Below are 23,361 nucleotides of genomic sequence, written 5' to 3' on the forward strand. Positions count from 1 at the left end.
TTAGACGTGGAATTTTATGCGACGGCTTCCCGGATATTTTTTAACGGCCTTAGTCGTCTTTGCAGCGGCCTCCAGTGCTAAACGCTCTTGCTTCGGCATGTACGACGGGAATAGAAAGTCAACTGCCGTCGTTTTTGGCTTCTTACCGTGTTCAATCGCATCGATCTTTTCTTTGGCCACTTCGGCGGATAGCGTGTAGGGCGCGAAGTCGATCGCGAGCCGGTATAACCGCTTGGCGGCAATATCGTTGTAGCATGCGTTAAAATAGAAATCCCCGAGCGCAATCTTTGAACGTCCAACGGCCTCCTCAAGCTCGCGGATCCGTTGCTGTACCTCTGGGACACGGGCATCGAGCGGGAATAATGACAAAAACTCCCGATAGTAGCGCCGCGCCGCAAGTGCGCCCCCTTGATTGTACTCTACCCCTTTGACAACACTGCTATAGATTTCCGCGATCCGTAAATAAGCATCGGGAACCTCCTGGGAATCCGGGTAGAGATCAATTACCCGTTCCAAAGCATCAATCGCCTGCTCATGATGCTTGCCGCGCTGGTGAAGTTTTGCGATTTCAAACAGTGCTTGAGGTGCTAACCGGCTATAGGGGGCATACTTTACCACGAGCTCATAGTTTTTAACCGCTGAGGTGTAGTCCTTTAGCCCTGGGATGATACCAAAATAGCGGGGCCGTGTGCCTGACTGAAGACTTTTGGCAACAGCGAATCCATGCTCAATCGCCGGTGCAAACCAAACGCTCCCGGGATATTTTTCGATAACCGCTGAAAACATCTTCATCGCGGAACTAAACTCCCGATTGTTCTCGTAGAGCTCTCCACGGCAAAAATAAGCCTCTGGTGCCGCGTCGCTGTTGGGATAACTATTATAAATTTGCTCGTAGATCTTGAGCATCTCGCGTCGATTGCCCGACGCTCGAGTTTTTTCTCGCTCGGTCAAGAGCTCTGATAACGGTAATTTGACCGATTGCTGTTTGGCGGATTCCTTTTGTCGACTTTCTCTGTAAAACGACGTATGCGAGCGAGAAAATGCCGGAACCGCGAGACCTAAAAAGAGGACGACGCCCCAAGGCGCTTTGTTAAACATACGCCACCGTAAGAAACAAACCCATTCCCAATGGGCAACAAAAAAGTTACGCCCAACGGACCAATGCCGAACCCCAGGTCATCCCTGCACCGAATGCGACGAGCAATACGAGATCCCCCGACTGAATTTTACCTTCGCGGACAGCTTCATCAAGCGCGATCGGGATCGACGCCGCTGAAGTATTGCCGGTATGCGCTAAGTTGACAAAAAGTTTTTCTTCGGGGATTTTGACGCGCTCCGCGATCGCCGTAATAATCCGCGTATTGGCCTGATGCGGGACTACACACGCGATGTCTTCAATGCCAAGGTGGTTACGCAAAAGAATATCCTCAACCGCCGCACACATCCGGCGAACGGCCTCCTTAAATACCTCGCGACCCTCCATTTTAAGATGGCGTTCTGTCCCCCAGGAAACATCGCTTCCTGGGCAATAAAGTAGTTTAGCACATCGCCCATCAGCACCAATGAGCACATCTAAAATACCAGCCCCACCTGTTCCATGGGCTCGCGATACCACCGCTGCCCCCGCACCGTCACCGAATAAAACACAAGTCGAACGATCTTCCCAATCAACGACCGAGGACAATTTTTCGCCCCCGATTACCAGGACATTCTTGATCGAGGCATTACTCGCAATGAAATTACGTGCCACATCCAGTGCATAAATAAACCCCGAGCAGGCTGCTCCGAGGTCAAAACAAGGAATATCACTACAACCGAGTTTTTCCTGAATCAGACAGGCGGTTGAAGGAAACTGAAAATCGGGCGTTATTGTCGCTGTGACGATCATATCGAGATCGCAAACTGCAACCCCCGCACTGGCAATCGCACGCTTCGCCGCCTCAAAGCATAAACCCGACGTATTTTCTGTATCGAGGCAAATGTGACGCGATTCAATTCCCGTCCGCGTTACAATCCACTCGTGCGTCGTCTCGACCATGCTCTCCAAATCGGCATTCGTCAAGACGCGATCGGGGACATACGAGCCGATCCCTCGAATAATAGCGCGATCCATCCGCGGATCCGGCTTACGCAACAACGTTTACGCGCCGGTGCTTTGCATCCCACTCCACACGACCATCAACAAGCGCAAACAGCGTAAAATCACGTCCGAGGCCCACATTTTTCCCCGGATGCATTTTTGTTCCCCGCTGGCGCATCAAGATATTTCCTGCACGAACTGCCTCGCCACCGTATTTTTTAACGCCGAGCCGCTGGCTGTTGCTGTCCCGACCATTACGCGATGTTCCCTGACCTTTTTTATGTGCCATACTGCCTCCTTACGCCTTAATTGACTCGATGCGAATCACCGATAACTCCTGACGATGCCCGCGACGACATTCATACCCGTGGCGACGTTTTCTTTTAAACACAACGACCTTCTTACCGCGTTTGTTCTCGAGAAGCATCGCTTTAACGACTGCTCCCTCAACATAAGGTACACCTACCTTCGCACTGGGCCCTTCGCCAACAAATAATACCTTGTTCAAATTAATCACGTCACCCGCCTTGGATCCGGCGTAACGATCGACGCACAAAACATCGCCCTCATGCACGATCCACTGCTGCCCCTGAGTCTCGATAATCGCCTTCATTACCTTTGTTTGCCGAGTAAAAAGCCCATCTGCCAGAAAGCAAGTCTATTCTCGAATTTCCCGACGAAAAGAGTTTACACGAAGTTGGGAAGTCCTATTGACAAACCGTGTGGGGTGTGGTATGATCGTGGGATCATTTAGAGAAAGGAAAATCGATGAAAGAAAAATTAATGATGAGTCTTATGGTTTTCGGTCTTGGAAGTGCACTCTTTGGTACACCGACAGCGAAACCGGGGAATGAGAACCCGAATCCGGAACAACCGACTTGCGAAGGGCCGACTTGCGAAAAACCAATGCCCCCTTGCCAAGGCGATACTTGCAAAAAGTAAGACGCTTTTAGTTTGTTTACAAAGGCCGAGGAAATCTCGGCTTTTTTATGATACGGCTGCGCAATTGAGCGCATTGTCTAGCAGATTCTTGAGCGCGCACTCGTTGCGTAGAAATTGAATGTCCACACGAACATAGTAAAGCGGCGTGTGAAAGGGATAATTTTTGGGGATTCGAACGGCATCCTTTTCCGTTGTAATGAGGTAATCCGCGTTGAGCGCATGTTCGTCGATGCTGGAAAGTTCCGCTCCTGAAAACCGATGATGATCAAGATAACGCTTCTTATAGATGACTTTGGCACCTAAACGTACAATCAGCTGCTCAAATCCAGTCGGTGAGGCAATTCCGCAGAAAAGCGCCACCTTTTTCCCAGAAATGGCATCCAATGGTAGGATTGTTGCCTCATTTTGACTGACAAAATAACACGACTGATGCCGGCATTCCACAAGTGGCGCGGTTGGATTACCATAGCGCAAATTTTGCTCCAATAGCGGATCGAGTGTATCCTCGGATTTCGTCAACAATAGTAAGGACGCCCGATCAAGATTACAGAGCGGTTCCCGTAGAATTCCCCGCGGCAGGAGGTAGTAATTTCCAAAAGGATTACTACTGTCGACCAAAACAACCCGCAAAGTCGACGCGATCCGAAAATACTGATAACCATCGTCTAAAATGAGGACATCGGCGTGAAAGCGCTTAATCGCACAACGCCCCGCTTTAACACGATCTTTGTCGACAATGACCGGTACGCCTTGGAGATTTTTCGCCAACATATAGGGCTCGTCGCCGGCGTGTTCAGAATCCATGAGAATCTGTCGCCCGTCGCTGACGATTTTAGGTGGACGCTCCGGGGCGTGCGTCATCCACCGCCAAAATTTTTGATAAAACGGCTCCCCCTTACTTTTATAGCCACGACTGATAATGGCTGGTCGCCGTCCCATCGACAACAAGAGATGTGCGAGATATTCTGCAACTGGTGTTTTGCCGGTACCACCCATCGTAATATTACCAACAACGATCACATGACATCCTAATGCCTGGGCCCTCAGTAAGCGTTTACGATATAACCACTGACGCAACTGAACAATACCGAAAAATACAAATGACAGCGGGACTAAAAAGGCGGCAAAAATCCGCGCTCCCCGCGTTCGGCGACGATCATATAACACATCCGCAACAAACTGCGCAAAACGATCCCCACTCCTATGGAGATGTTTTTGCTGTTTTTTTAAAAAATAACGAACTTTACGTAGAAATCGCATACGTTTAGTCTTTTGTCGCAAGGGCTCCTTGTCCCACTTTGCTCATCGTACGCAAATGAAAGTAAAGTGTTTCGAAAACCGTTATTGACTCACGGTAATAGGTAGATAAATCGACGATCGCCCACAAAAGTTGGCGCTGGAACTGAAGCCACTCCCTGACGCTATGCTGTTGTGCAATTGGTAACAACTTCGACAGATACCACGGATTTTGGCTAAAAATACTTTCATCCGATGCCTTGGGATAACGCGTTGCAAGCTGTTCAAGTGTTGCTTTATTAATACGCGCCACGTGATCATGCTCACATAAATAAGCGAGCTGTACCAAAATACGAACCCGGTTTTGTAAGGCCATAAGCAACGGACGCCCCTCTTCCTGATATAAAAAGTAGCGCCGAATTTCTTCCCGAAAACGCTCAACATCGTCTTGAAAAAAACTATCGATTGTTTCAAAAAAATCGCTATTTTGAATGTCTACCACAACCGCTCGGATATCCTCGATTTCAATATCACGGCGATCGCCGACGTATAGTAACAATTTTTCGAGCTCATTATCGATGACGGCCGTTTCATTCCCTGTTCGTCTCAAGAAAAGCGCTGCGGCTTCAGAAGTGATTTTTTTCTGCTCCTTTTCGATTTTTTTAGAAAGTAACCGCTCGCAATCCAATGCCTTCAGTGATTCACACAGCTCGGACTGACTGTGGTCTAAAAACCATTTCACGACCTTTTGTCGGCGATCACACGCTCCTGCGGTTAATAAAAATCCGGTGGGCACAGTTTTCAAAGTTTTCTGAACAACCTCGATCCACTCCAGAACAGCTTCTGATTTCAAGACCACACTGTCATTGAGATACGATACCCCGCGGTACCAGACGAATTTTTCCTCGGAAAAGAGTGACGACGTTCGAAGTGCCTCATGGACCCGTTTTAATTCCGCAACCACCTCGGCAACCTTTGTCGCTTCACTCGCAATCACCTCAATTTCTTGATTCCGATGCGACTCCAAAACTGCCTCTCCGCGGTTAAGAACCGTGAAGGCATCGCTACCGAAAATAAAAAACCGCTCGCCGACCATGTTTGATCGTACGATTGTATTTTTTTAACTTTGGCAATCCTCAGGTAATGCTTTTTCCGCCCTACTGGGTTTCGGCGGGTATTCAGGATTCACGACACCTCCCGAAATAATCATCTTCATGCCGTCAGAAATACTCATTTCGAGCACAACAACATCTTCTTTCGGAACAAATAATAAAAATCCGCTTGTCGGGTTTGGTGTCGTCGGGATAAAGACATTGACAACATTTTGCTGCGTTTTGACCTGGACCTCCCCGCGCGTCTCACTCGTTAAAAATCCCAACGCATACATCCCCTTATGCGGGTATTCGATTAAAACTACTGCCTGAAAAACCGCTTCTTGATTCTTATTAAATGTATCGACGACCTGTTTGACGGTCTTGTAAACAGAGCTCACAAAAGGCACATTATTGATCAGGCTTTCAATGAGCCCTAACAACTTTGCAGTCATGCGGACTAAAAAATACTTGGAGACAAAGCCCAGTAACGTTACCAGTCCGACAACAAGGATCGTCGACCCAAGATTGACGATCGTGCTCATCCAGAATTTATCGGGAAGTTCGAGACCAAGCGACTCGAGGATTAACGAACTCACTGGCGAACCAACATAATCGAGTAAGAGTCCGACAACAATTGCGGTCACCCCAAGCGGAAGCAATAAAAAGAGCCCCGTCAGAAAACAATTTTTCGCGACTTTTAAGAGACGCCAGCGTTTACGGACCGCACATGCCATATTTTTATCTTAACCAATCTCGAGCGAATACAACACTTATATTCTCGTGACCACTAGATGTCGAACGCCCTCTACATCGACGGAAAAAGTCACACGATGCGTACTGTTGAGTTCTTGGAAATGCGCGGGCCACTCGATCACAACAATATAGGGCGGCGTAACGTATTCTAAAATATCAATCGACATCCCCGTCTCTAAACGATAGGCGTCGATGTGAACTAGTGTTAAGTCTGATCCGGAATAAATCGAAGCAATATTAAAGGTAGGACTCGTAATAGGTTCTGTGACCCCTAGTGCGCGCGCAATTCCTTTGACAAAAGTCGTTTTCCCGACACCTAAATTGCCTGCTAAGGCAATAATATCCCCGGCTTGAAGCGTTTTTCCAAAAACTTCACCCTGCCGTATCAGTGCTTCGGGCGTTGGACAAATCCACTTAAAAGATGGTACTTCCACAAACCGTTAAGAGAATGGTTAGGGCGTTGTTAGCCGCATGCGCAAAAATAGCAGGCCACAGATTTCCATAGCGCTCATACAGCCACGTCAACAAAAGGCTAAACAAAAATAATCCTGGAAAACTCCGTAAATTGCCATGGAGTTGTGCAAATAACCAAGCCGTTAGCAGCGCGGCACAATACGGTCCCCGAAAAAGACCCTTCAAGTAACGGTAACAATAGTAGCGGAACCCGATTTCTTCGATAATGGGTGCTAGAATAACCGCCGCAACAGCAACACCAAAAACAGGCCACAATTCTGTCGCGTTCTGTAGGAGTAGCAAAATGCCCTGTGGAACGGATGGATATTGCCAGTAATCTAATAAAACTTCCCAAAGTGGCGTAATTAGAATAACAATTCCTAGCCAGAGAAGCGCCATACAACCCAAGCTTGCCCAGAGTTGACGGCGATATAATGGCAGCGGATTCACCGATGGATAATAACGAAACTGGTTGAGGCGAATGCCAAAAAATCCACAAGACAATGCCGTTACCCCAACGGCTACTTCTAAAAGAGATTCCCGTGCGAGTGGTGATAGCGTCTGGAGATGTGATGTGAGAAAAATTCGCGGTAATAGGAGACACTGTAATCCCCCAATGCCCGTGAAAATAAAGCGTAGCGGTGCAATTTTGATCGGCGATAGTGCGCTCATTGCTTTAATTAATGCGTAACGGCATAATGACACATTTAAAGTCGTCATTCGTTCGGATGACACCGGGGCTCATTTCGTTCTTAAATTCGAAGGCAATCTCATCACTCGTTAGGACCTTGAGTGGATCGCAGAGGAATTGCGGATTAAAGCCCATTGCGATGTCTTCATCCTCGTAGGCAATCGGAAATACCTCGCGCGCCTCGCCATAGGCCTGACTCTGAGCGGAAATTTCGAGACTGTTTTTGGAAAATGCAAGCTTCACCGCGTAATTTTTCTCGTCGGCAACAAGCGCAATCCGCTGAATCACCGATAAGAGTTGTTCGCGATCGATGTGGATATGGTGATCGAGCGTGGATGGAATGACTTGTTTGTAATTCGGATAGTTGCCTTCGACAATTTTGGAGACGACGTAAATTGAGTCCGTCATACTACCCTCTCCGGCAACATCAAAGAGAAATGCGATCTGTTTATCCGTTATCATGATTTGGGCAGTTTCACCAACGCCAAGCGTGCGCTCAAGCTCGACGACGGTTTTTGCCGGCACAATGACACTTCGCTGAAGAAGACACCCTGGGACTTCATTCGCAATCATCGCCAAACGTCGCCCATCGGTCGCGATAAAATGGAGCTTCTCACCCTCTACGAGCCAGTACATGCCATTTAACAGATAGCGGTTTTCATCCCGTGATTGCGCATACGAAATGCTTTTGAGCATCCTGGCAAACTGCATCTGATTTAGCGTAACCTTCTGTTCAATCTCGAGTTGCGGAAGCTTAGGGAAATCCTCTGCGGGCAATCCCAGAACACGGAAATGCGAACTCCCCCCTGAAATACTAATTTGCTCATTCGTCTCCGAACGAAACTCAACGGTCTTTGCCGCAAGCGCCTTGATGATCGAAGTGAGTTTTTTGACCGGTAAAGTTGTGCTTCCCGGCTCTGAAACTTCTGCCTTTACGAGGCAGCGCATCCCAATGTCAAGATTGGTTGTCGATAGTGCGATACGTTCCGGCATGGCTTCTAATAAAACATTGGACAAGATGGGCATTGTTAATCGTGTCCCCACAACATTCATGACCTGTTGTAGCCCCGCTATGAGCGCCTCCTTCTCGATCGAAAACTTCATTACCCATCACCGTAGGCCTCGCACTACAAATGACAAGCCCTATCCCACGGGTGACGATTTTATCGTTGGCAGATGGATTTTACGGTTTATCCTCATCGCCAAACGGATCATGCGCCTTGGAAGATATTTAGCGAAAAATCGAATTATCGAGCTGAAAAGCCACGAGTTTAAGGATGCCCTCGTCGAGCTTTTATCGACTTGCGCGATCGCCAAGAACGCTGAGGAACAAGACTCGATCGTTAACGAGATTCTCGAACGTGAACAAACGATTACGTCGTATTTAGGCAATGGAGTTGCCCTTCCTTACATCCGACGTCCGATTAATAAGCCCTATATTTTCGCCATTGGGCGCTGTAAGAATGGTCTTAATTTTGCAAATTCCGGTGAACATAAGGATACACGGATCATCTTTTTGATGATTATTTCGACCGAAAACGAAGAATCCTACCTTACCGTACTCGCGGCAATCGCCCGTATTTTTCAGAGCCAAGAAAATATTCATCAGATTCTCGCGAACCAATCTATTGGCTCCTTCCGTGGTCATATTCGAAACCTCTTTGGTGCGTGTAAATCGATTACCAATCAAAGTAAGAACCATCAGAATCAACTGATGCTCCGGGAAGCACAAAAGATTGTGAAAGCGACTAAATGTAGTACGGTTCTTATTTTTGGAGATATTTTAACGAGTTCGTTCGAAATTGAAGCACCGACCAGTAATGCAAAACTCGTCCTCGTCACCCATAAAACGGATAGTCTTGCTGCTTCGGAAAATAATTTTGATGACGTTATTTACGTTCATCCATTCTCGAATTACCGTCTTTCTCAGGCCCGTAGCGCGATTATCATCGGTTTAACACGCGGTATTATTAGTCATAAAGACAAAGTTTGCTGCTTCTCAGGTCTCCCTCAAAGTGATATTTTTGATACCATTTCTATTATTGATGTCGCCAAAGAGTTTGGGAATTCGTTCTTTAATAACGAAGATCTTTTATCGGAAGGCATCCATCCGGAGGCACTCGAACGGTTATTGGCCATCGCGGCGGATATCTCCGTCGAAGGTAGGGAAGGAAAGCCCGTGGGTTGTCTCTTTGTCATTGGGGATATTGCTAAAATTAAGCCCTTTACAAAGCCTCTCGTCCTTAATCCATTCTACGGCTACAAAGAAGAAGACCGTAATATTTTAAACCCCTTTATGGCAGAAACCATTAAGGAATTTTCTTCTATTGATGGCGCATTTATCGTCCGAGGTGACGGCGTTATCGAGTCCGCAGGATCGTTGATTCAGGCATCGAGTGAAAATGCTATCCAGATGCCAAGCGGATTTGGAACGCGTCATGCCGCCGGAGCGGTTATTTCAGCCGTTGCCGATTGTATCGCAATCGCGGTTTCGGAGAGTACCCATCAGGTAACGCTGTTTAAAGATGGTAAAATGATGCTATTCTCTGACCAAAGTTTTTCATCCTCAACCATCTAAAAGGCTTTTGCTCTTATCTAGGAAGGGTATATCGGAAAAATGCAGCCTCTCATTAAAAAGAATGAAGCATTATCGGTACGGCGTTTTTTTGACATGGGCCGTGCCTCGCTACAACTTGCGCTCGTCGCAGGTGAATCGGGTCTCAATACCCACGCGATCACCGATAATGCCGTTAACCGTCCAGGTCTCGCATTGACGGGGTATTTTAAGCGTTTCGCTTCGAAGCGTGTTCAATATCTCGGATTCTGTGAGCTCTCTTACCTTCTCGATCTCGATCCAGAAGCTCAACTCCATGCAATCGATGGAATTGATGAAGTCGGTATCCCGTGTTTCGTCGTCACGGATCGAATTCCGGTACCCACCTCAATCGTAGAGCACTGTAATGAACGGGCTCTACCCCTTCTATCGACGCATCTCACGTCTGCGGAATTCGTTGAACGTGCAACGATTGCACTCGACGAGTATTTCGCACCCAATACCGTTCTCTCCGGAACGCTCGTAGAAGTCAATGGCATAGGCGTACTCATCCAAGGGTTACCGGCTTTGAGTAAAAGTGTTTCGACGATTGTACTCATCGAACATGGCCATACGCTGATTGCGGACGAAGTCGTTTGTGTCTCTCGTAGCCATGACGGCCTCCTAGTGGGCAGCGGTAAAGATCTCGCACGCGGGTTTATGGAATTCCGCGGCATTGGGCTCCTAAAAGTCTCTGAACACTTTGGGACACATGCGGTTCGTGCCAAAGGTCCGGTCGATCTCATCGTACAGTTCCTAGACGTCTTACCGAATGCGGAAAAAACAGGTCTCGAAGCACCGTCTGAAGATACCATCCTCGATTGTACCCTACCACTCATCCAACTCCCTGTCTGCTCAGGGAATGATGCCTGTCGGCTTGTCGAGATTGCGGCAACGCTCCACCTACTACGGAAGCGCGGTCATAATCCGGCAGAAGAGCTTGCGCAACGTCTCCTACAACAGATGGAAACCTCGGCTTAGTATAAGGTATTGTTGAGTTTATTTTGAATCTGCATACGCTCAACCCAACTACTCTGGCGACTTTTCGCTAACAAGTCGAGAGCGAATATGGGGACTTCGCATTGACGGTTCCTTGAAAAAAAGTACGCTCATGCCATGGATGCATGGCAATATTTTTGTGACCATCACTTCACCTACCGCTCTGTCGGCCTGGGTCTTGACGTCAGCAAGCTCTCGCAATTCGATGAGACATCCCAAAAAATCGATCGCGAATCGGTTTTTAAAGAGATGAGCTTTTTAGAAAGTGGAGGTATCGCTAATCCCGATGAAAACCGTATGGTCGGCCACTACTGGTTACGCAATCCCGCGATTGCTCCGACTCCCGAACTCAAAAACGCCATTACCGAGGTTTGGGATTCCATTGATCGCTTCGTCTACGCCGTTCATTCCGGAGACATTACCGGAGAAACGCATGCCTTTAAAAATCTCCTCTGTATTGGGATCGGCGGATCTGCCCTAGGACCTCAACTTGCTTGCGCAGCACTTTCCCCTCAAAAACCAAAGCTCGCGGTCTATTTTCTCGACAACACGGACCCAGAGGGCATCGATACCGTTCTTGCTCAACTCGAAGGACAACTGGATGCCACACTCGTCATTGTGACCTCGAAATCTGGTGGCACTCCCGAGACCCGCAATGGAATGCTTGAAGTTGCCCATGCTTACCAAAACGCAGGACTTTCCTTTGCCCGACACGCTGTCGCAATTACCTGTATAGATAGTAAACTCGACCAGCAAGCGCGAAAAGAGGGCTGGCTGAAACGCTTCCCCATGTGGGACTGGGTCGGTGGCCGGACTAGTATCGCCTCTGTCGTCGGTCCTTTACCGATGGCTCTCTGCGGCATCGATTACAAAACCTTTCTGAACGGCATGCGCGATATGGACTCGCTTACACGCCGCCACGACCCCAACAACCCGGCACTCCTCCTGGCAACAGCTTGGTACGCCGCAACCGACGGAAAAGGTACAAAAGATATGGTTATCCTTCCCTATAAAGACCGCCTATCGTTATTTTCTCGATTTCTCCAGCAACTCATCATGGAATCGCTTGGCAAAAAGCTCGATCGGGACAACCATCCAGTATACCAAGGAATTACCGTTTACGGCAATAAGGGCTCGACGGATCAGCATGCCTACGTCCAACAACTCCGCGACGGACTTTCGAACTTTTTCGTTACCTTCATCGAAGTCCTCACGGACCGCGATACCGAACCGGTCATGATCGACGCTCACACGACGACAGGCGACTATCTCGAGGGCTTTTTCTTAGGGACACGCCAAGCACTCCACGAAGCCGATCGCTCCTCCATAACACTCACTATTGATCGCATCGACGCCTACCATCTCGGCGTTCTGATTGCACTCTACGAACGGACGGTCAGCTTTTACGCCACAATGGTTCACATCAATGCTTATCATCAACCCGGTGTTGAAGCCGGCAAGAAGGCGGCCAATACAATCCTACAGCTCCAAGCGACAGCACTCGAACATCTCAAGTCTCACCCACAACCGAAAACGGTTCTAGAGATTGCGGCCTCAATTCAAACACAAGATTTTGAGACACTGTTCAAACTCCTCGAGCACCTATCGACCAATAAACGGCTTCAACGCACGGAAGCAGACGATCCGCATCAAAATCGCTATCTCTGGCGTTGACATTTTGCCCGACAGATTAAGGTCACAGGAGCGAAGGAGGTGAGAAGCGATGTCCGTTGAAGTTACTTTACGCAAGGGCGAGACCGTCGACAAAGCATTACGGCGGCTCAAAAAGAAGCTCGACCGCGAATCCGTCCTAAAAGACGTACGGGCGAAGCGCTACTTTGAGAAGCCATGTGAGAAACGTCGTCGAATCAAGAAGGCTGCGGTCTTTAACAACATGTTGCGTGTGCGCTACGAGAATATGTAGGCTTTTTAGTTCATTTTAGGCATAGAAAGGGGGCTTCGGCCCTCTTTTTGTTTCGACTACTCTGACAGCTTACTCATGAAAGAGACCAATATACGTTCGTTTATCGCAGTATGTGATTTAAAGCATCTTGACAAAACCCACGCCTAATAAAATGGTTTTTGAATCCTGAATTAGGGAATACATGCATGAAGAAACACTTTTATCTACTTTCACTGGCAATATGTCTTGTTTATCCAATTTTCGCCATTGCAGCAGGCCCTTATGATGATCTAATGCCGCAATTAGTGCAAATTTACGGCAATATTCCGGAGGTAGATCAATTTATCGAGCTTGCCAACAAACATTGGAAATTTATCCGAAAATGGCACATTAAAATGCGGCGATCGTTGTGGCCGCCAATGTCCGAAGAAGATCGTAAAGCACTTAGGTTAATTGAAGATAAATCAAAGCCGGAACATTTATCCTCTCACCATCCTTTTGTTGCCGACTGGTTTATTGATCACCTCGGATTATCGCCGAGAAAACAAGGCCCCCATTTCGGATCGCTAGTGAAACTCTTGAACACCCGCGATGCTACTAAAAACTGATAGTAAAAATATCTTGACAAAATTTATCAAAGGCGAAGCTCCATGGCTAAGCGTTGGCGCAGAAGCTTTTGGTGGGAAGGTATTCTGTTTTCCCACTGATAAGAAAGGAAAACACATGAAGAATCATATTACTAAACTCTTATCAGTATTATTGCTGGGTGGTTCTATTTCAACTGCACTTGCTGTCAGACAGGGGCCACCGGTTCGTGCAACACACGAACACGTTTATGGCCTGCGAAACTTTTTGAGAACCCTTCACCAACAAGACGGTGTCAGCGGAGAGTTATTTCATTTCGTCAACGAGCGTACAGGAAACATCAATCTCACCGGCGTTAGTTCCACAGATCTCGATATCTTGGTCGCCTTTTTCGTCTTACTACACCCGGAATGTATAGGGGAACTCACCTCATCGCTCGAAAGATACGGCGAGAGAACGCAGACCTGGGTTGAGCCTGGGATTGTGCATCTTTGGTCACTCAAGGAACAAATCGAGGATGGCAATTTTACCGCAGCAGAAATACGGGATGCGGTTCGTCGGAATTTTCTCACGGTGCAGGAAGCTCAAGATCTCTTCAATATGTGGCTTTCGGCCTAGAAGAAATGATTTTTTAGGGTACGCATTTGGGTGGAAAGATTTTTAACGGAAGAATTGTAAATGCTTCTGTTATCAAGGGAAAAAATACATGAAGAATCATATCACTAAACTCATATCAGCATTATTAATCGGCGGTTCCATTTCGTCTGTGATCGCAAGCGCACCGAAATCTGTTCGGCCGGGTCCTCGGGGAAACCTCATTTCAAGGACAATGAGTGTCGCTCATGCGCCTTATGATCATTTGAGGGAGCCTTTGGAGAATCTCTACGGCAAGGATGAGCTAGGCGGCGCACTTGTTGATAACTTCATTAGCCTCGCAAACCGCAATCACCAGCGAATTAAGGGAAACGCGACCCCCGAGGAGCTTGCACAGTTAGGTCTCCCCGCTCAAGGAGCCATCAATCCAGCGCTTGTCGAGACTTGGTTTATCTATCAATTCACTCAAATACCCGCAAAGGAACGCAATCTATATTTTGTGGAGCGCATCGAAGAGTTGAATGACAGCGATTCGTATGAAGAAGATGGTGATCCATGCGACGAAGGGGCAGCGGAAAGGACAATCGAAAACCTAAGGCAAATCCAAGAAAAAGTTGAAAAACGAGAAATTTCTTGGTCCCAAGTTGAGACACTACGTCACCTTCACTTGCTACCCGATGGTTCTAACGAGGAGGAGGAAGAAGAAGAAGAAGAGGAGGAAGAAGCCTATCTGACCGGGGAACTTGACTAAGTCTTGGTTTTTAATCTTATAAAGAGGGTCCATGTCTAGTGGGCTCTTTTTTTACTGAAAAAACAGAGATAAAATTCTACTCAGATCAGCGAATGACTTCGGGAAGATCTTTTAAAAACTCCTGGCAATAAGCTTCTGCTGTACGCATCACAGAACACTCTTCTGGGGTTTTATCATTTAAACCCGATAGGTGTAGAAATCCATGGATGAGATAAAGTTTGAGCTCGTCATCGAGACCCATATCAAAACGCTTTGCTTGCTGTTCGGCATAGGCGGGACAAACGATAATCTCCCCAGCAAGACCAAACTCTGGATCTCCCGGAAAGGTAATCACATCCGTTAATGAGGTGTCCTGTAAAAACTGCTGATGGAGTGCCCTCATTCTAGATGGAGAAACGAACGCCACCGATAACACCCCGGGTCCAATCTTGTATTGAGGATTTTGATCGAGTTTTTGATAGAGCGACACAACCGCTGCCTCCGAAATAATCCATCGACGACAGTGGTTCGAAACCTCAATCGTGCGCGCCACAAGGCTACTTCTTGATCTCGCGGTGTAGCGTGTGCCGACGGAGAAATTTGTTGTACTTCATCTTCTCAACGCGTTCCGTCTGCGTCTTTTTGTTACGCGTCGACATGTACCGCGATACCGGCGCCCCTTCCGCGCGTGCCTCCGTACACTCTAAAATAATGTGCTCTCTCGCCATAGCTTAAGCCGTGTATGCTGCGGTTTCCGCCTTAAAGTCAACAGGGAAATCACTCGCCAAAAGAACCGGAGCACGTTCCCAGAGCTTGTCCAAACGATACAATGAACGTACTTCGTGAGTCACTAAATGCGCTATGAGATCAAACGCGTCAAGCACGAACCAACCACTTTGAGGCTGATAATCGATGCGGCCAACAAATCCAAATCGGTGTTTGACAACCTCATAGAGCGCACTCCCTAAGGCCCGGAGGTGTGCCTCCGAGTTACATGTCGCCAAAAGAATGTAATCCGCAATTCCCGAAATCCCGTGCACATCGAAAATCTTTAGCTCCTCGCATTTCTTATCTTCCGCAATTTGAACACATATTCGTAATAAATCCTGTTCGGGCTTTTGCATAAACCTAGACTGGAGACTCAAAAAGGCGCCGCAAGCATTAACACTCATAATTTCCCTGGAGATTTCGGCGAATTACTTGGCGTAATTCCAACATCTGCAAACGCGGCAAAAGACGAAAAACGGGGATATCGAGCGCCTCGGAAAGCGCGTCCGGCGATGTACCATTCTGCTCATGGATGAACGCGACAATTTTTTGCTCAACCGGGTCCTCGAGTACCGATTCCACTTTGTCTTGAACGGCAAAGTCAAAACAGGCCTGGGATACAGGGCAATTGAGCTCTTCCAGTATGTGATCCATACCCGCAACTAAAGTCGCACCTTCTCGAATCAAAGTATGGCAACCTCGGCTCATCGGTTGATCAATGCGCCCTGGCACCGCCATCACACCGTGCCCATAGTCATTCGCCAGATGTGCCGTAATCATACTGCCGCCATGCAGATCGCTCTCAATCACCAAAACGTGCGAACACATTCCCGCCAATACACGGTTGCGTATCGGGAAAGTTACTTTACTCGCTTTTTTTCCAAACGGAAATTCGGAAAGAATTGTGCCCTGCTCAAGGATCTTTCGGTAAAGTGGAGCATTTTCTCGGGGATAAATCACATCAATCCCAGAGCCTAAAACCGCAACAGTCGCATCATTTGCCCCAGACGCTAACGCACCTTCATGAGCAGCAGTATCGATGCCCAGGGCCATACCACTACCGATTACAAACCCCATCTTCGCAAGCTCTAAGGCAAATTCACGCGCAATCTTCAAACCGTAGACGGAAGGCTTCCTCGTTCCGACGATTGCAATATATTTTTGTGCACCAAGCGCTCCCTGCCCTTTCGCATAGAGCCCAATCGGCGGGGTATCGATACTTTTCAGTAACGGAGGGAAGTCTGCATTCTCCTCGATCAAAAACCGGACGTTTTGGGTAATCAGTTGTTCTTTTTCTCTCTCTAGATTGAAATATTTCCGCCAATTCGCGATTCTTTCGGCTGCTTTTTTGGAGACACCGGGAACAGAGCAAAGTGTATCGTAGGAAGCCGTTAAAATCGAAACAAAATCTTCTTGGAAAAACGCGAGTAAATGACGCAACGTTGCGGACCCAACATCCTCTAAGGCGTTGAGAATCATATGCTGCGACAGAACCTCATCGATGTCCATCACACATGACGCTCGCAGAATCTAAAAAAAATGTCGAGCTCTTTTCTATGAAAAATCAAAATCGAGTTGAGACCTCTTATCCGGCGCCTTAACGATCTTACGGAGGTGCTTCTGAACACTATCACCCTCGGATTCTAATTTTTCTAGAACCTCTGTCGCTCGCTGAATCACCGGCATCGGCATCCCCGCCAATCGTGCAACGTGAATTCCATACGACTTATCGGAAGCACCAGGCTCAATAGTGTGGAGAAAAACAACTTCGTCATTCCATTCTTTAACGGCAACATGGAAGTTCTTGACGCGAACGAGGTCTTCGGAAAGTTTGGTCAGCTCGTGGTAGTGGGTTGCGAACAAGGTTCTAGGGCCTGACGGAACCCAGTGTTCATGTAGAAATTCGACAATCGCCCAGGCTAAACTGAGGCCATCGTAAGTACTCGTTCCGCGCCCAATTTCGTCCAAAATAATCAAACTGCTTTCCGTTGCGTTATTGAGAATGTTGGCCGTCTCATTCATCTCGACCATAAACGTCGAGCTTCCATGGACGAGGTCGTCACTTGCTCCAATCCGCGAGAAAATTCGGTCTACAAGCCCTAAGGTACATGTTGTCGCAGGAACAAAACTTCCGATCTGCGCCATCAATGTTATGAGGGCTACTTGGCGGATATAGGTCGATTTCCCGGCCATATTCGGCCCCGTAATCAGTGTAATCTGTGTTTCCGCGCTGCTTAATCGCGTGTCGTTGGCAATAAAATGCTGCATCTCATTTGTCAACATACGCGCAAGGACTGGGTGACGCCCTTCACGGATTTCAATCATGCGCTCCTTATTCAGGATCGGTCGACAGTAATTCCACTGTTGTGCGAGTGATGCCCATCCACTCAATACATCAATCGCCGCTAAAATATGCGCATCGGCATCAAGTTGTTTTCGAAACGATAAAACCTGTTCAACCAGCGACTGAAAAAGCATCGCTTCGCGCTCAATTAGCCGATCATGGGCCGTTAGAATTTCACGTTCTTTTGCTTTCAGCGTCTCGGTCGTGTAGCGTTCCGCATTCACCGTCGTTTGGCGGCGGATATAGTCGCTCGGCACAAGGTGGAGATTCGATTTCGTCACCTCGATAAAGTACCCAAAATTGTTATTATACTTTATACGTAGGGTTTTGATACCGGTTCGCGCTTGTTCCTGATTTTCAAAAGTACAAAGCCAGGAACTCGTATGATGGACCAGAGAACGCAATTCATCGACTTGCGGATCAAACCCACCAGCGATATAACCTCCCTCGCTGAGATCATTGGGTAACTCTTGTGCCAACGTTCGTTGAAGAACAACACGTAACGGCTCGAGGGAATCTATTTTTTTCGATAAAGGTGGAATCGCTTCGTGTGGCCATTGACTGAGCAGCTCAATAATCGACGGAAGCTGTTGTAAGGTCGTACGCAACATTCCGAGTTCACGCGGATTTCGACTACGGTTACTGATGCGTGTTAGAATGCGAGGGATGTCGGCAATCGCTTTGAAGAATTGCTTTAGGTTCGCGATTTTTTCCGGTACCTCTCGGAATCCAGCAACAACATCTTGGCGACGAATAATCCCTTCTAAATCAATTAATGGTTCCCGGACCCAGCGTTCCAGTAGACGTGCCCCCATCGCCGTTTTCGTCTCATCGAGTGCATCGAGTAAGGTATGTTCTCGCCCTCCATGGACATTGCGCAGAATCTCGAGATGATGGAGCGTCCGCGCATCGATGATCATTGCCGTCTGGGGCTGGTATTTTCGCAACTTTTGAAGGTTATGTGGTGGCTGTTTTAGATTATCGCTGACGTATAAAATGAGGGCACCCGCAGCACCAATCGCCGGATCTTCGTGCACAATGCCATAACCATGGAGGTTGCCGACTTTTAGGCGTTCCAATAACAGTTCGAGTCCACGCTGCGCATCAAAATAATAGTGCGGTAGATCGGTAACCGTACATTTTTCCAAAATGCGCTTTAATGCCTCGTGTTCACGCGTCGGTAATTGTTCTAGTTGCGTACGGTCATCGACATCGACGACAATCTCGCGGGGATCGAGTGCAGCTATAACGTGTTCTAATTCGCACAAATTGGGGGCATCGGCAATCTGAAATTCCCCTGTCGAAACCTCAATCCATGCAATTGAAATGTCTTTTCGATGCAGCTTTAAACTCAAGAGATATTGGTTATGCGATGGCGTCAGCAGGTTCTCCGCAATGAGCGTTCCCGGAGATAGTATTTTAGAAATCTGGCGGCGGATAATTTTTCCCGGACGTGCAAGTTCAGTCTGATCACAGATCGCGACTTTATAGCCGGACTGGATGAGTTTGGCAATGTAACCGTCGACCGCGTGGTGCGGAATACCAGCCATCGGCGCTTTATGACGTTGTGTTAAGGTAATGCCCAGGATCTTAGAACCAATAAGCGCATCTTCTTCAAACATCTCATAAAAATCGCCGAGACGAAAGAGTAGCAATGCATTCGGGGGAATCGACCGTTTGAGCTCGCGGTATTGCTGCATGAGTGGGGTTAATGCGGAATCCTCAGTCGCCATAAGGGCACAACATAGCGGACACCGCTTCGGTGCTCAATCTCAAAATCCCACTAGCTGTATTGTTCGAGGAGAAAAGTCATTAATTCGGACTCGCTCAGGCGGCGCTGTTCCATGGTATCGCGGTCACGGAGCGTATAGGTTCCCTGTTCGAGAGAATCGAAATCCACGGTAATACAATACGGCGTTCCGATTTCATCCATGCGACGATAACGACGGCCGATTGCCCCACTCTCATCGTATTGTACAAACCAATGACGTGCGAGTTTTTGATGTAGTTGTTTCGCAAGGTCGACCAACTCTGGACGATTTTTGACCAATGGGAATACCGCTGCTTTAACAGGTGCGATTTTGGGATGAAACTTCATCACAACACGTGTCTCATTCTCAACGGACTCCTCATGGTAAGCCGAACAGAGAACCGCTAAAAACAGTCGATCGACGCCAATAGCAGGTTCAATAACGTGTGGCAGATAGCTACGATGCTCCGCCTCATCAAAGTATTCGAGATTTTTCCCGCTAGCATTTTGGTGTTGCGTCAGGTCAAAATTCCCTCGCGCCGCAATTCCTTCGAGCTCTTGAACTCCGAATGGATAATGGAAGGTGATATCGGTACAAGCACGTGAATAATGTGCTAGCTTTTCGGGACGATGGACATCCAATGCAAGGCGTTTTTCATCGAGGCCGATTGATTTGAGCCAGTCAAAACGCGTTTGGACCCAGTATTGGTGCCAGTGCTGCCAATCCGCATTATCTTGAATAAAAAATTCCATCTCCATTTGCTCGAATTCGCGCGAACGGAAGGTGAAATTACGGGGCGTAATCTCGTTACGGAAGGAACGGCCCATTTGCGCAATCCCAAACGGTAACTTGAGGCGATTCGTATTGAGGACGTTTTTGAAATTCACAAACATCCCCTGTGCAGTTTCAGGCCGGAGGTAAGCAACGGATGAATCGTCAACCACCGCACCAACATGGGTTTGGAACATCAAGTTGAACGCTCGTGGTGCTGTTAAGGAGCCCGGTTGACCGGTTGCCGGGGAAGGAATTAACGCATACTCTTCCGGCATCGCCTCTGTGTAGGGTTTTAAAACAACCGGATCTAAAGTCCCCTGCTTCGCCTGCTTACGTTTAAGTTTGTCGGCCTGCTGCTCCGCTTCCGATTGCATGTTTTCATCTTCGAGTACAGAGACGTAGCCCAACAATTCACCGGCAACCGTAACCTTTGCAAAGTAAAGTTGATCGGCCCGATAACGCATTTTCGAAACCTTACAGTCCACCATCGGATCGGAAAAACCATCGACATGTCCCGAAGCCTTCCAAACCGCAGGGTGCATAATAATCGAACAGTCGATACCGACAATGTCCCCGCGTTGATGGACCATTGCGTTCCACCAAGCATCTTTGATATTTTTCTTAATCTCGATACCGAGTGGACCATAGTCAAAAAATCCGGCAATCCCGTTATAAATATCAGACGACGGAAAAATCGCCCCCCGCCGTTTACACCACCCTAAAATTTGGTCCATCGTCGGACCTTCATCAAGCGCCATACTAAAGTGAACTGCGTTCGAACCACCCCTTTTGGTGATAGGTATTCTTAAGCCCAAGTATGGCAGTATAGAGGTAGACTAAATACAACACACACTGTTGAACCTCGCCAATCCGAAAGTTATGCCACACAAAGAAAAAATTTGACCCAAGCCATAAGACGTAACTCAATTTGAAACGCGTCGTCGCATTAAAATAAGAACCTAAAAGCGCTATCGCCGTAAACGTCCAGATAACCGCTTGTATGTGCTCTTGAAACCAATAATAAACCTCATTCATTTTATACCTTTGTTCGCTGTAACCAACCGCGTATGTGGCGCGTGTTTTTGTAACCAATCGCCATCGTGATTGCGGTCACGAAATAAAAAATACTTTGCTGGATCTCGCCAATGTAAAAGTTATAGAAGACAAAAAAGGAATCGCTACAAAGCCATAGCGCATAACCCAATTTGAAACGCGTGGTACCGTTAAAATACGAGCCCAGCAGCGAGATAATCGAGAACCCCCATAAGATACTTTGTCCACCGGTACTCGCCCAAGCCTTATGCATCTTTTAATACAATTTTTCCATCCTCATTAATATGGATATTACAGGCTAACATCTCGGGGTACGATAACATACAAACACGATCACCAAACTTTTCCAAAAAGAATTTTTTAAGGAGATCTTCTACATTTTGCGCAAATTGACGATCGGTATCGCGTACACCATCCGCTTCAAGTGTCTCCTTACCCTCACCAGTTAACAAAATGATCTCGTCATAATCCTGTGTCCACGTTGTGAGTGCCGACAATAGATGTTTTTCTAAATCCGTGATCGGATGTTGGCGGGTTGCCTCTGAATAAAAGAAAGAATCCAAAACTCCGCGGTCGAGCACCAAATAGGTATATCCGTGTGCGATAGCCTCAAGTTCCTTAACCGCTTGTTTGAGTGCAATATAGAGCGTCGACTCTACGGTCTGCCCCTTATTAATCGGAAACGGAGATTCGCGTGCCGTCTCGCTGATGACGATCGCATTATAGCCCTTTCGCTTTAATTCGGAACAAATGCGATGCGAAAGCGTCGATTTCCCACAACCATGTGTCCCGGTAATCAAACATCTACGAATGGCCATCGTAGCGGTGACACTGGGATTTTTCCTAAAAAAGCAAATTTTTTCTTAGAGCGCTTCTTGGATCCAACGGACGACATTCATCTGCGGTTCCGCCGATAAAATATGTTTCAGTTCCTCGGCATCATCCGCTGCTTGCTGGCGAATCGCTCGATCGTTCATCGCCGCCCGTACCGCTTTACCAATGAGCTTCGGTTTCGCCGAAAACTGTAAAAACTCCGGTGCTACCGCTCGTTTAAGCAGAATACTGGCCATATAGAGAAACTTTACCTTCAACAGAATCTTGGCGAGACCGTACGTTACCGTGTTCACTTTATACACAATCACCCCAGGAATTCCGGCCAGTGCACATTTGAGCGACATTGTCCCAGGACTCATCAAGGCCGCACAAGCACCAATTTGACATGCTCCACTCCGGACAAAAGAAATCGTCAATCCCTTACAACGTTGGCTCTGTTTTTCAAGAATCGACAAAATATCGTCATCGGGATAGATCACAACAAGTTCCCGCGACTCTCCTAATTTTTTGAGCTGTTGAACAGCCTCCAGCATAATGGGGAATACCTTTTGAACGGATCCTACACGACTGCCTGGCAGCAATAAAAGTGGCCCCTCAGGATCATAGTGCACCGGTAACTCATAACCTTCATCCAAGAAGGGATGGCCTAAAAATTGAACCTCCAAGGGAGTATCGCGGTAGCATTCTTTTTCAAATGGGAAAATGGCTCCTAGTGAGTCGATATATTTAGCAATCCGGAAGCGGCGCTTCGCTCGCCATGCCCAAATCTGTGGGCTAATGTAATAATACAGTTTCACGTTGCCACCGGCTTTGTGACTGATGCCACGGCGATATAGTTCTTTGGCAATCCGAAGATTGAGTCCAGGGAAATCGACAAAACAAACTGCTTTCGGTCGGTAGCGCTCAATCCAATCGCAGGTCATTTTTAAAAAACGCATAAAAAACCGAAGATGCTTTAAGACCTCCGTTGTCCCAATTACAGAATAGTCGACGAGATTAAACAGAAAATCGACGCCCGTTTTTTCAAGGTTTTCGCCACCGATTGCACAGATGTTACACGTCGGACGTTCCGCTTTGAGCTGCCGTACAAACGTCGCCGCATGCTCATCGCCCGAATATTCCCCCGCAATGACCAGTAAATCGGGATATTCCGCCGCCTCGTTGAAGACTATTTTCTGCATGGC

27 protein-coding genes are annotated in these 23,361 nt (G+C 47.6%); 8 read left to right on the top strand and 19 right to left on the bottom strand.

Going from position 1 to position 23,361, the window contains the following annotated elements; genetic code table 11:
• The 4 genes from LW808_000900 to rplU are packed head-to-tail and all read right to left on the bottom strand — an operon-like array spanning position 1 to position 2,693.
• The gene (locus tag LW808_000900; protein ID UPA28613.1) at positions 1-1,098 is read right to left on the bottom strand and encodes a tetratricopeptide repeat protein; all 1,098 of its coding nucleotides are present in this window, start codon (positions 1,096-1,098) and stop codon (positions 1-3) included.
• A 46-nt stretch (positions 1,099-1,144) separates the two neighbouring features.
• The gene (locus LW808_000905) at positions 1,145-2,113 is read right to left on the bottom strand and encodes a ketoacyl-ACP synthase III (protein ID UPA28614.1); all 969 of its coding nucleotides are present in this window, start codon (positions 2,111-2,113) and stop codon (positions 1,145-1,147) included.
• Between the two features lie 13 nt (positions 2,114-2,126).
• Positions 2,127-2,369, bottom strand: a complete 243-nt coding sequence (gene rpmA / locus LW808_000910; protein ID UPA28615.1) for a 50S ribosomal protein L27 — start codon at positions 2,367-2,369, stop codon at positions 2,127-2,129.
• Between the two features lie 9 nt (positions 2,370-2,378).
• Positions 2,379-2,693 carry a 50S ribosomal protein L21 gene (rplU, locus tag LW808_000915; GenBank protein ID UPA28616.1) on the bottom strand — a complete coding sequence of 105 codons (315 nt, stop codon included), beginning with the start codon at positions 2,691-2,693 and terminating at the stop codon, positions 2,379-2,381.
• A gap of 155 nt (positions 2,694-2,848) precedes the next feature.
• Between rplU and LW808_000920 the strand changes: the two genes are divergently transcribed.
• On the top strand, positions 2,849-3,022 hold the full coding sequence (locus tag LW808_000920; protein UPA28617.1) for a hypothetical protein: 174 nt from the start codon (positions 2,849-2,851) through the stop codon (positions 3,020-3,022).
• Between the two features lie 45 nt (positions 3,023-3,067).
• Here LW808_000920 and lpxK read toward each other — a convergent pair whose 3' ends face one another.
• The 6 genes from lpxK to dnaN are packed head-to-tail and all read right to left on the bottom strand — an operon-like array spanning position 3,068 to position 8,353.
• The gene (gene lpxK / locus LW808_000925) at positions 3,068-4,282 is read right to left on the bottom strand and encodes a tetraacyldisaccharide 4'-kinase (GenBank protein ID UPA28618.1); all 1,215 of its coding nucleotides are present in this window, start codon (positions 4,280-4,282) and stop codon (positions 3,068-3,070) included.
• A gap of 4 nt (positions 4,283-4,286) precedes the next feature.
• Positions 4,287-5,354 carry a hypothetical protein gene (locus tag LW808_000930; protein UPA28619.1) on the bottom strand — a complete coding sequence of 356 codons (1,068 nt, stop codon included), beginning with the start codon at positions 5,352-5,354 and terminating at the stop codon, positions 4,287-4,289.
• Positions 5,355-5,378: 24 nt separating this feature from the next.
• Positions 5,379-6,086, bottom strand: a complete 708-nt coding sequence (locus LW808_000935; GenBank protein UPA28620.1) for a DUF502 domain-containing protein — start codon at positions 6,084-6,086, stop codon at positions 5,379-5,381.
• Between the two features lie 36 nt (positions 6,087-6,122).
• Positions 6,123-6,539, bottom strand: a complete 417-nt coding sequence (tsaE, locus tag LW808_000940) for a tRNA (adenosine(37)-N6)-threonylcarbamoyltransferase complex ATPase subunit type 1 TsaE (GenBank protein UPA28621.1) — start codon at positions 6,537-6,539, stop codon at positions 6,123-6,125.
• On the bottom strand, positions 6,520-7,278 hold the full coding sequence (locus tag LW808_000945; protein ID UPA28622.1) for a CPBP family intramembrane metalloprotease: 759 nt from the start codon (positions 7,276-7,278) through the stop codon (positions 6,520-6,522). Before LW808_000945 ends, tsaE begins: the two co-directional genes overlap by 20 nt.
• Entirely contained in the window at positions 7,235-8,353 is a 1,119-nt protein-coding gene (dnaN, locus tag LW808_000950) for a DNA polymerase III subunit beta (GenBank protein ID UPA28623.1), read from the bottom strand. Before dnaN ends, LW808_000945 begins: the two co-directional genes overlap by 44 nt.
• Between dnaN and LW808_000955 the strand changes: the two genes are divergently transcribed.
• The 7 genes from LW808_000955 (at position 8,322) to LW808_000985 (ending at position 14,674) form a co-directional block, all read left to right on the top strand.
• Complete coding sequence (locus tag LW808_000955) at positions 8,322-9,827, top strand: diadenylate cyclase (protein ID UPA28624.1); 1,506 nt, start codon at positions 8,322-8,324, stop codon at positions 9,825-9,827. The genes dnaN and LW808_000955 overlap by 32 nt on opposite strands.
• A gap of 39 nt (positions 9,828-9,866) precedes the next feature.
• Complete coding sequence (gene hprK, locus LW808_000960; GenBank protein UPA28625.1) at positions 9,867-10,823, top strand: HPr(Ser) kinase/phosphatase; 957 nt, start codon at positions 9,867-9,869, stop codon at positions 10,821-10,823.
• 135 nt (positions 10,824-10,958) lie between these two features.
• On the top strand, positions 10,959-12,515 hold the full coding sequence (locus tag LW808_000965) for a glucose-6-phosphate isomerase (GenBank protein ID UPA28626.1): 1,557 nt from the start codon (positions 10,959-10,961) through the stop codon (positions 12,513-12,515).
• Positions 12,516-12,564: 49 nt separating this feature from the next.
• Positions 12,565-12,765 carry a 30S ribosomal protein S21 gene (gene rpsU, locus LW808_000970; GenBank protein ID UPA28627.1) on the top strand — a complete coding sequence of 67 codons (201 nt, stop codon included), beginning with the start codon at positions 12,565-12,567 and terminating at the stop codon, positions 12,763-12,765.
• Positions 12,766-12,950: 185 nt separating this feature from the next.
• Positions 12,951-13,352: a hypothetical protein gene (locus tag LW808_000975; GenBank protein UPA28628.1), complete on the top strand. Its 402-nt coding sequence runs from the start codon at positions 12,951-12,953 to the stop codon at positions 13,350-13,352.
• Between the two features lie 115 nt (positions 13,353-13,467).
• Positions 13,468-13,947 carry a hypothetical protein gene (locus tag LW808_000980; protein UPA28629.1) on the top strand — a complete coding sequence of 160 codons (480 nt, stop codon included), beginning with the start codon at positions 13,468-13,470 and terminating at the stop codon, positions 13,945-13,947.
• An 88-nt stretch (positions 13,948-14,035) separates the two neighbouring features.
• On the top strand, positions 14,036-14,674 hold the full coding sequence (locus tag LW808_000985; GenBank protein UPA28630.1) for a hypothetical protein: 639 nt from the start codon (positions 14,036-14,038) through the stop codon (positions 14,672-14,674).
• Between the two features lie 85 nt (positions 14,675-14,759).
• On the opposite strand, the gene ybeY is transcribed toward LW808_000985, so the two are convergent.
• The 9 genes from ybeY to lpxB all read right to left on the bottom strand — a co-directional run bounded on the left by ybeY (position 14,760) and on the right by lpxB (position 23,358).
• Complete coding sequence (gene ybeY / locus LW808_000990; protein ID UPA28631.1) at positions 14,760-15,206, bottom strand: rRNA maturation RNase YbeY; 447 nt, start codon at positions 15,204-15,206, stop codon at positions 14,760-14,762.
• 4 nt (positions 15,207-15,210) lie between these two features.
• A complete protein-coding gene (rpmG, locus tag LW808_000995; GenBank protein ID UPA28632.1) occupies positions 15,211-15,381 on the bottom strand; it encodes a 50S ribosomal protein L33 in 171 nt (56 codons plus the stop codon).
• 3 nt (positions 15,382-15,384) lie between these two features.
• Positions 15,385-15,825, bottom strand: coding sequence for a ribosome silencing factor (gene rsfS / locus LW808_001000; protein UPA28633.1), 441 nt, complete (start codon positions 15,823-15,825; stop codon positions 15,385-15,387).
• Entirely contained in the window at positions 15,815-16,930 is a 1,116-nt protein-coding gene (dprA, locus tag LW808_001005) for a DNA-processing protein DprA (GenBank protein UPA28634.1), read from the bottom strand. The genes rsfS and dprA overlap by 11 nt, the downstream gene beginning before the upstream one ends.
• A gap of 45 nt (positions 16,931-16,975) precedes the next feature.
• A complete protein-coding gene (mutS, locus tag LW808_001010) occupies positions 16,976-19,498 on the bottom strand; it encodes a DNA mismatch repair protein MutS (protein UPA28635.1) in 2,523 nt (840 codons plus the stop codon).
• A gap of 50 nt (positions 19,499-19,548) precedes the next feature.
• A complete protein-coding gene (locus tag LW808_001015) occupies positions 19,549-21,048 on the bottom strand; it encodes a glycine--tRNA ligase (GenBank protein ID UPA28636.1) in 1,500 nt (499 codons plus the stop codon).
• A 1-nt stretch (position 21,049) separates the two neighbouring features.
• Complete coding sequence (locus LW808_001020) at positions 21,050-21,325, bottom strand: hypothetical protein (protein ID UPA28637.1); 276 nt, start codon at positions 21,323-21,325, stop codon at positions 21,050-21,052.
• Positions 21,326-21,588: 263 nt separating this feature from the next.
• Positions 21,589-22,161: an ATP-binding protein gene (locus LW808_001025; GenBank protein ID UPA28638.1), complete on the bottom strand. Its 573-nt coding sequence runs from the start codon at positions 22,159-22,161 to the stop codon at positions 21,589-21,591.
• A 45-nt stretch (positions 22,162-22,206) separates the two neighbouring features.
• A complete protein-coding gene (gene lpxB / locus LW808_001030) occupies positions 22,207-23,358 on the bottom strand; it encodes a lipid-A-disaccharide synthase (GenBank protein UPA28639.1) in 1,152 nt (383 codons plus the stop codon).
• Between the last annotated feature and the right edge of the window lie 3 nt (positions 23,359-23,361).

It is taken from the genome of Verrucomicrobiota bacterium, from assembly GCA_021294815.2.
In the GTDB taxonomy this organism is placed as follows: Bacteria; Verrucomicrobiota; Verrucomicrobiia; order Opitutales; family LL51; genus LL51.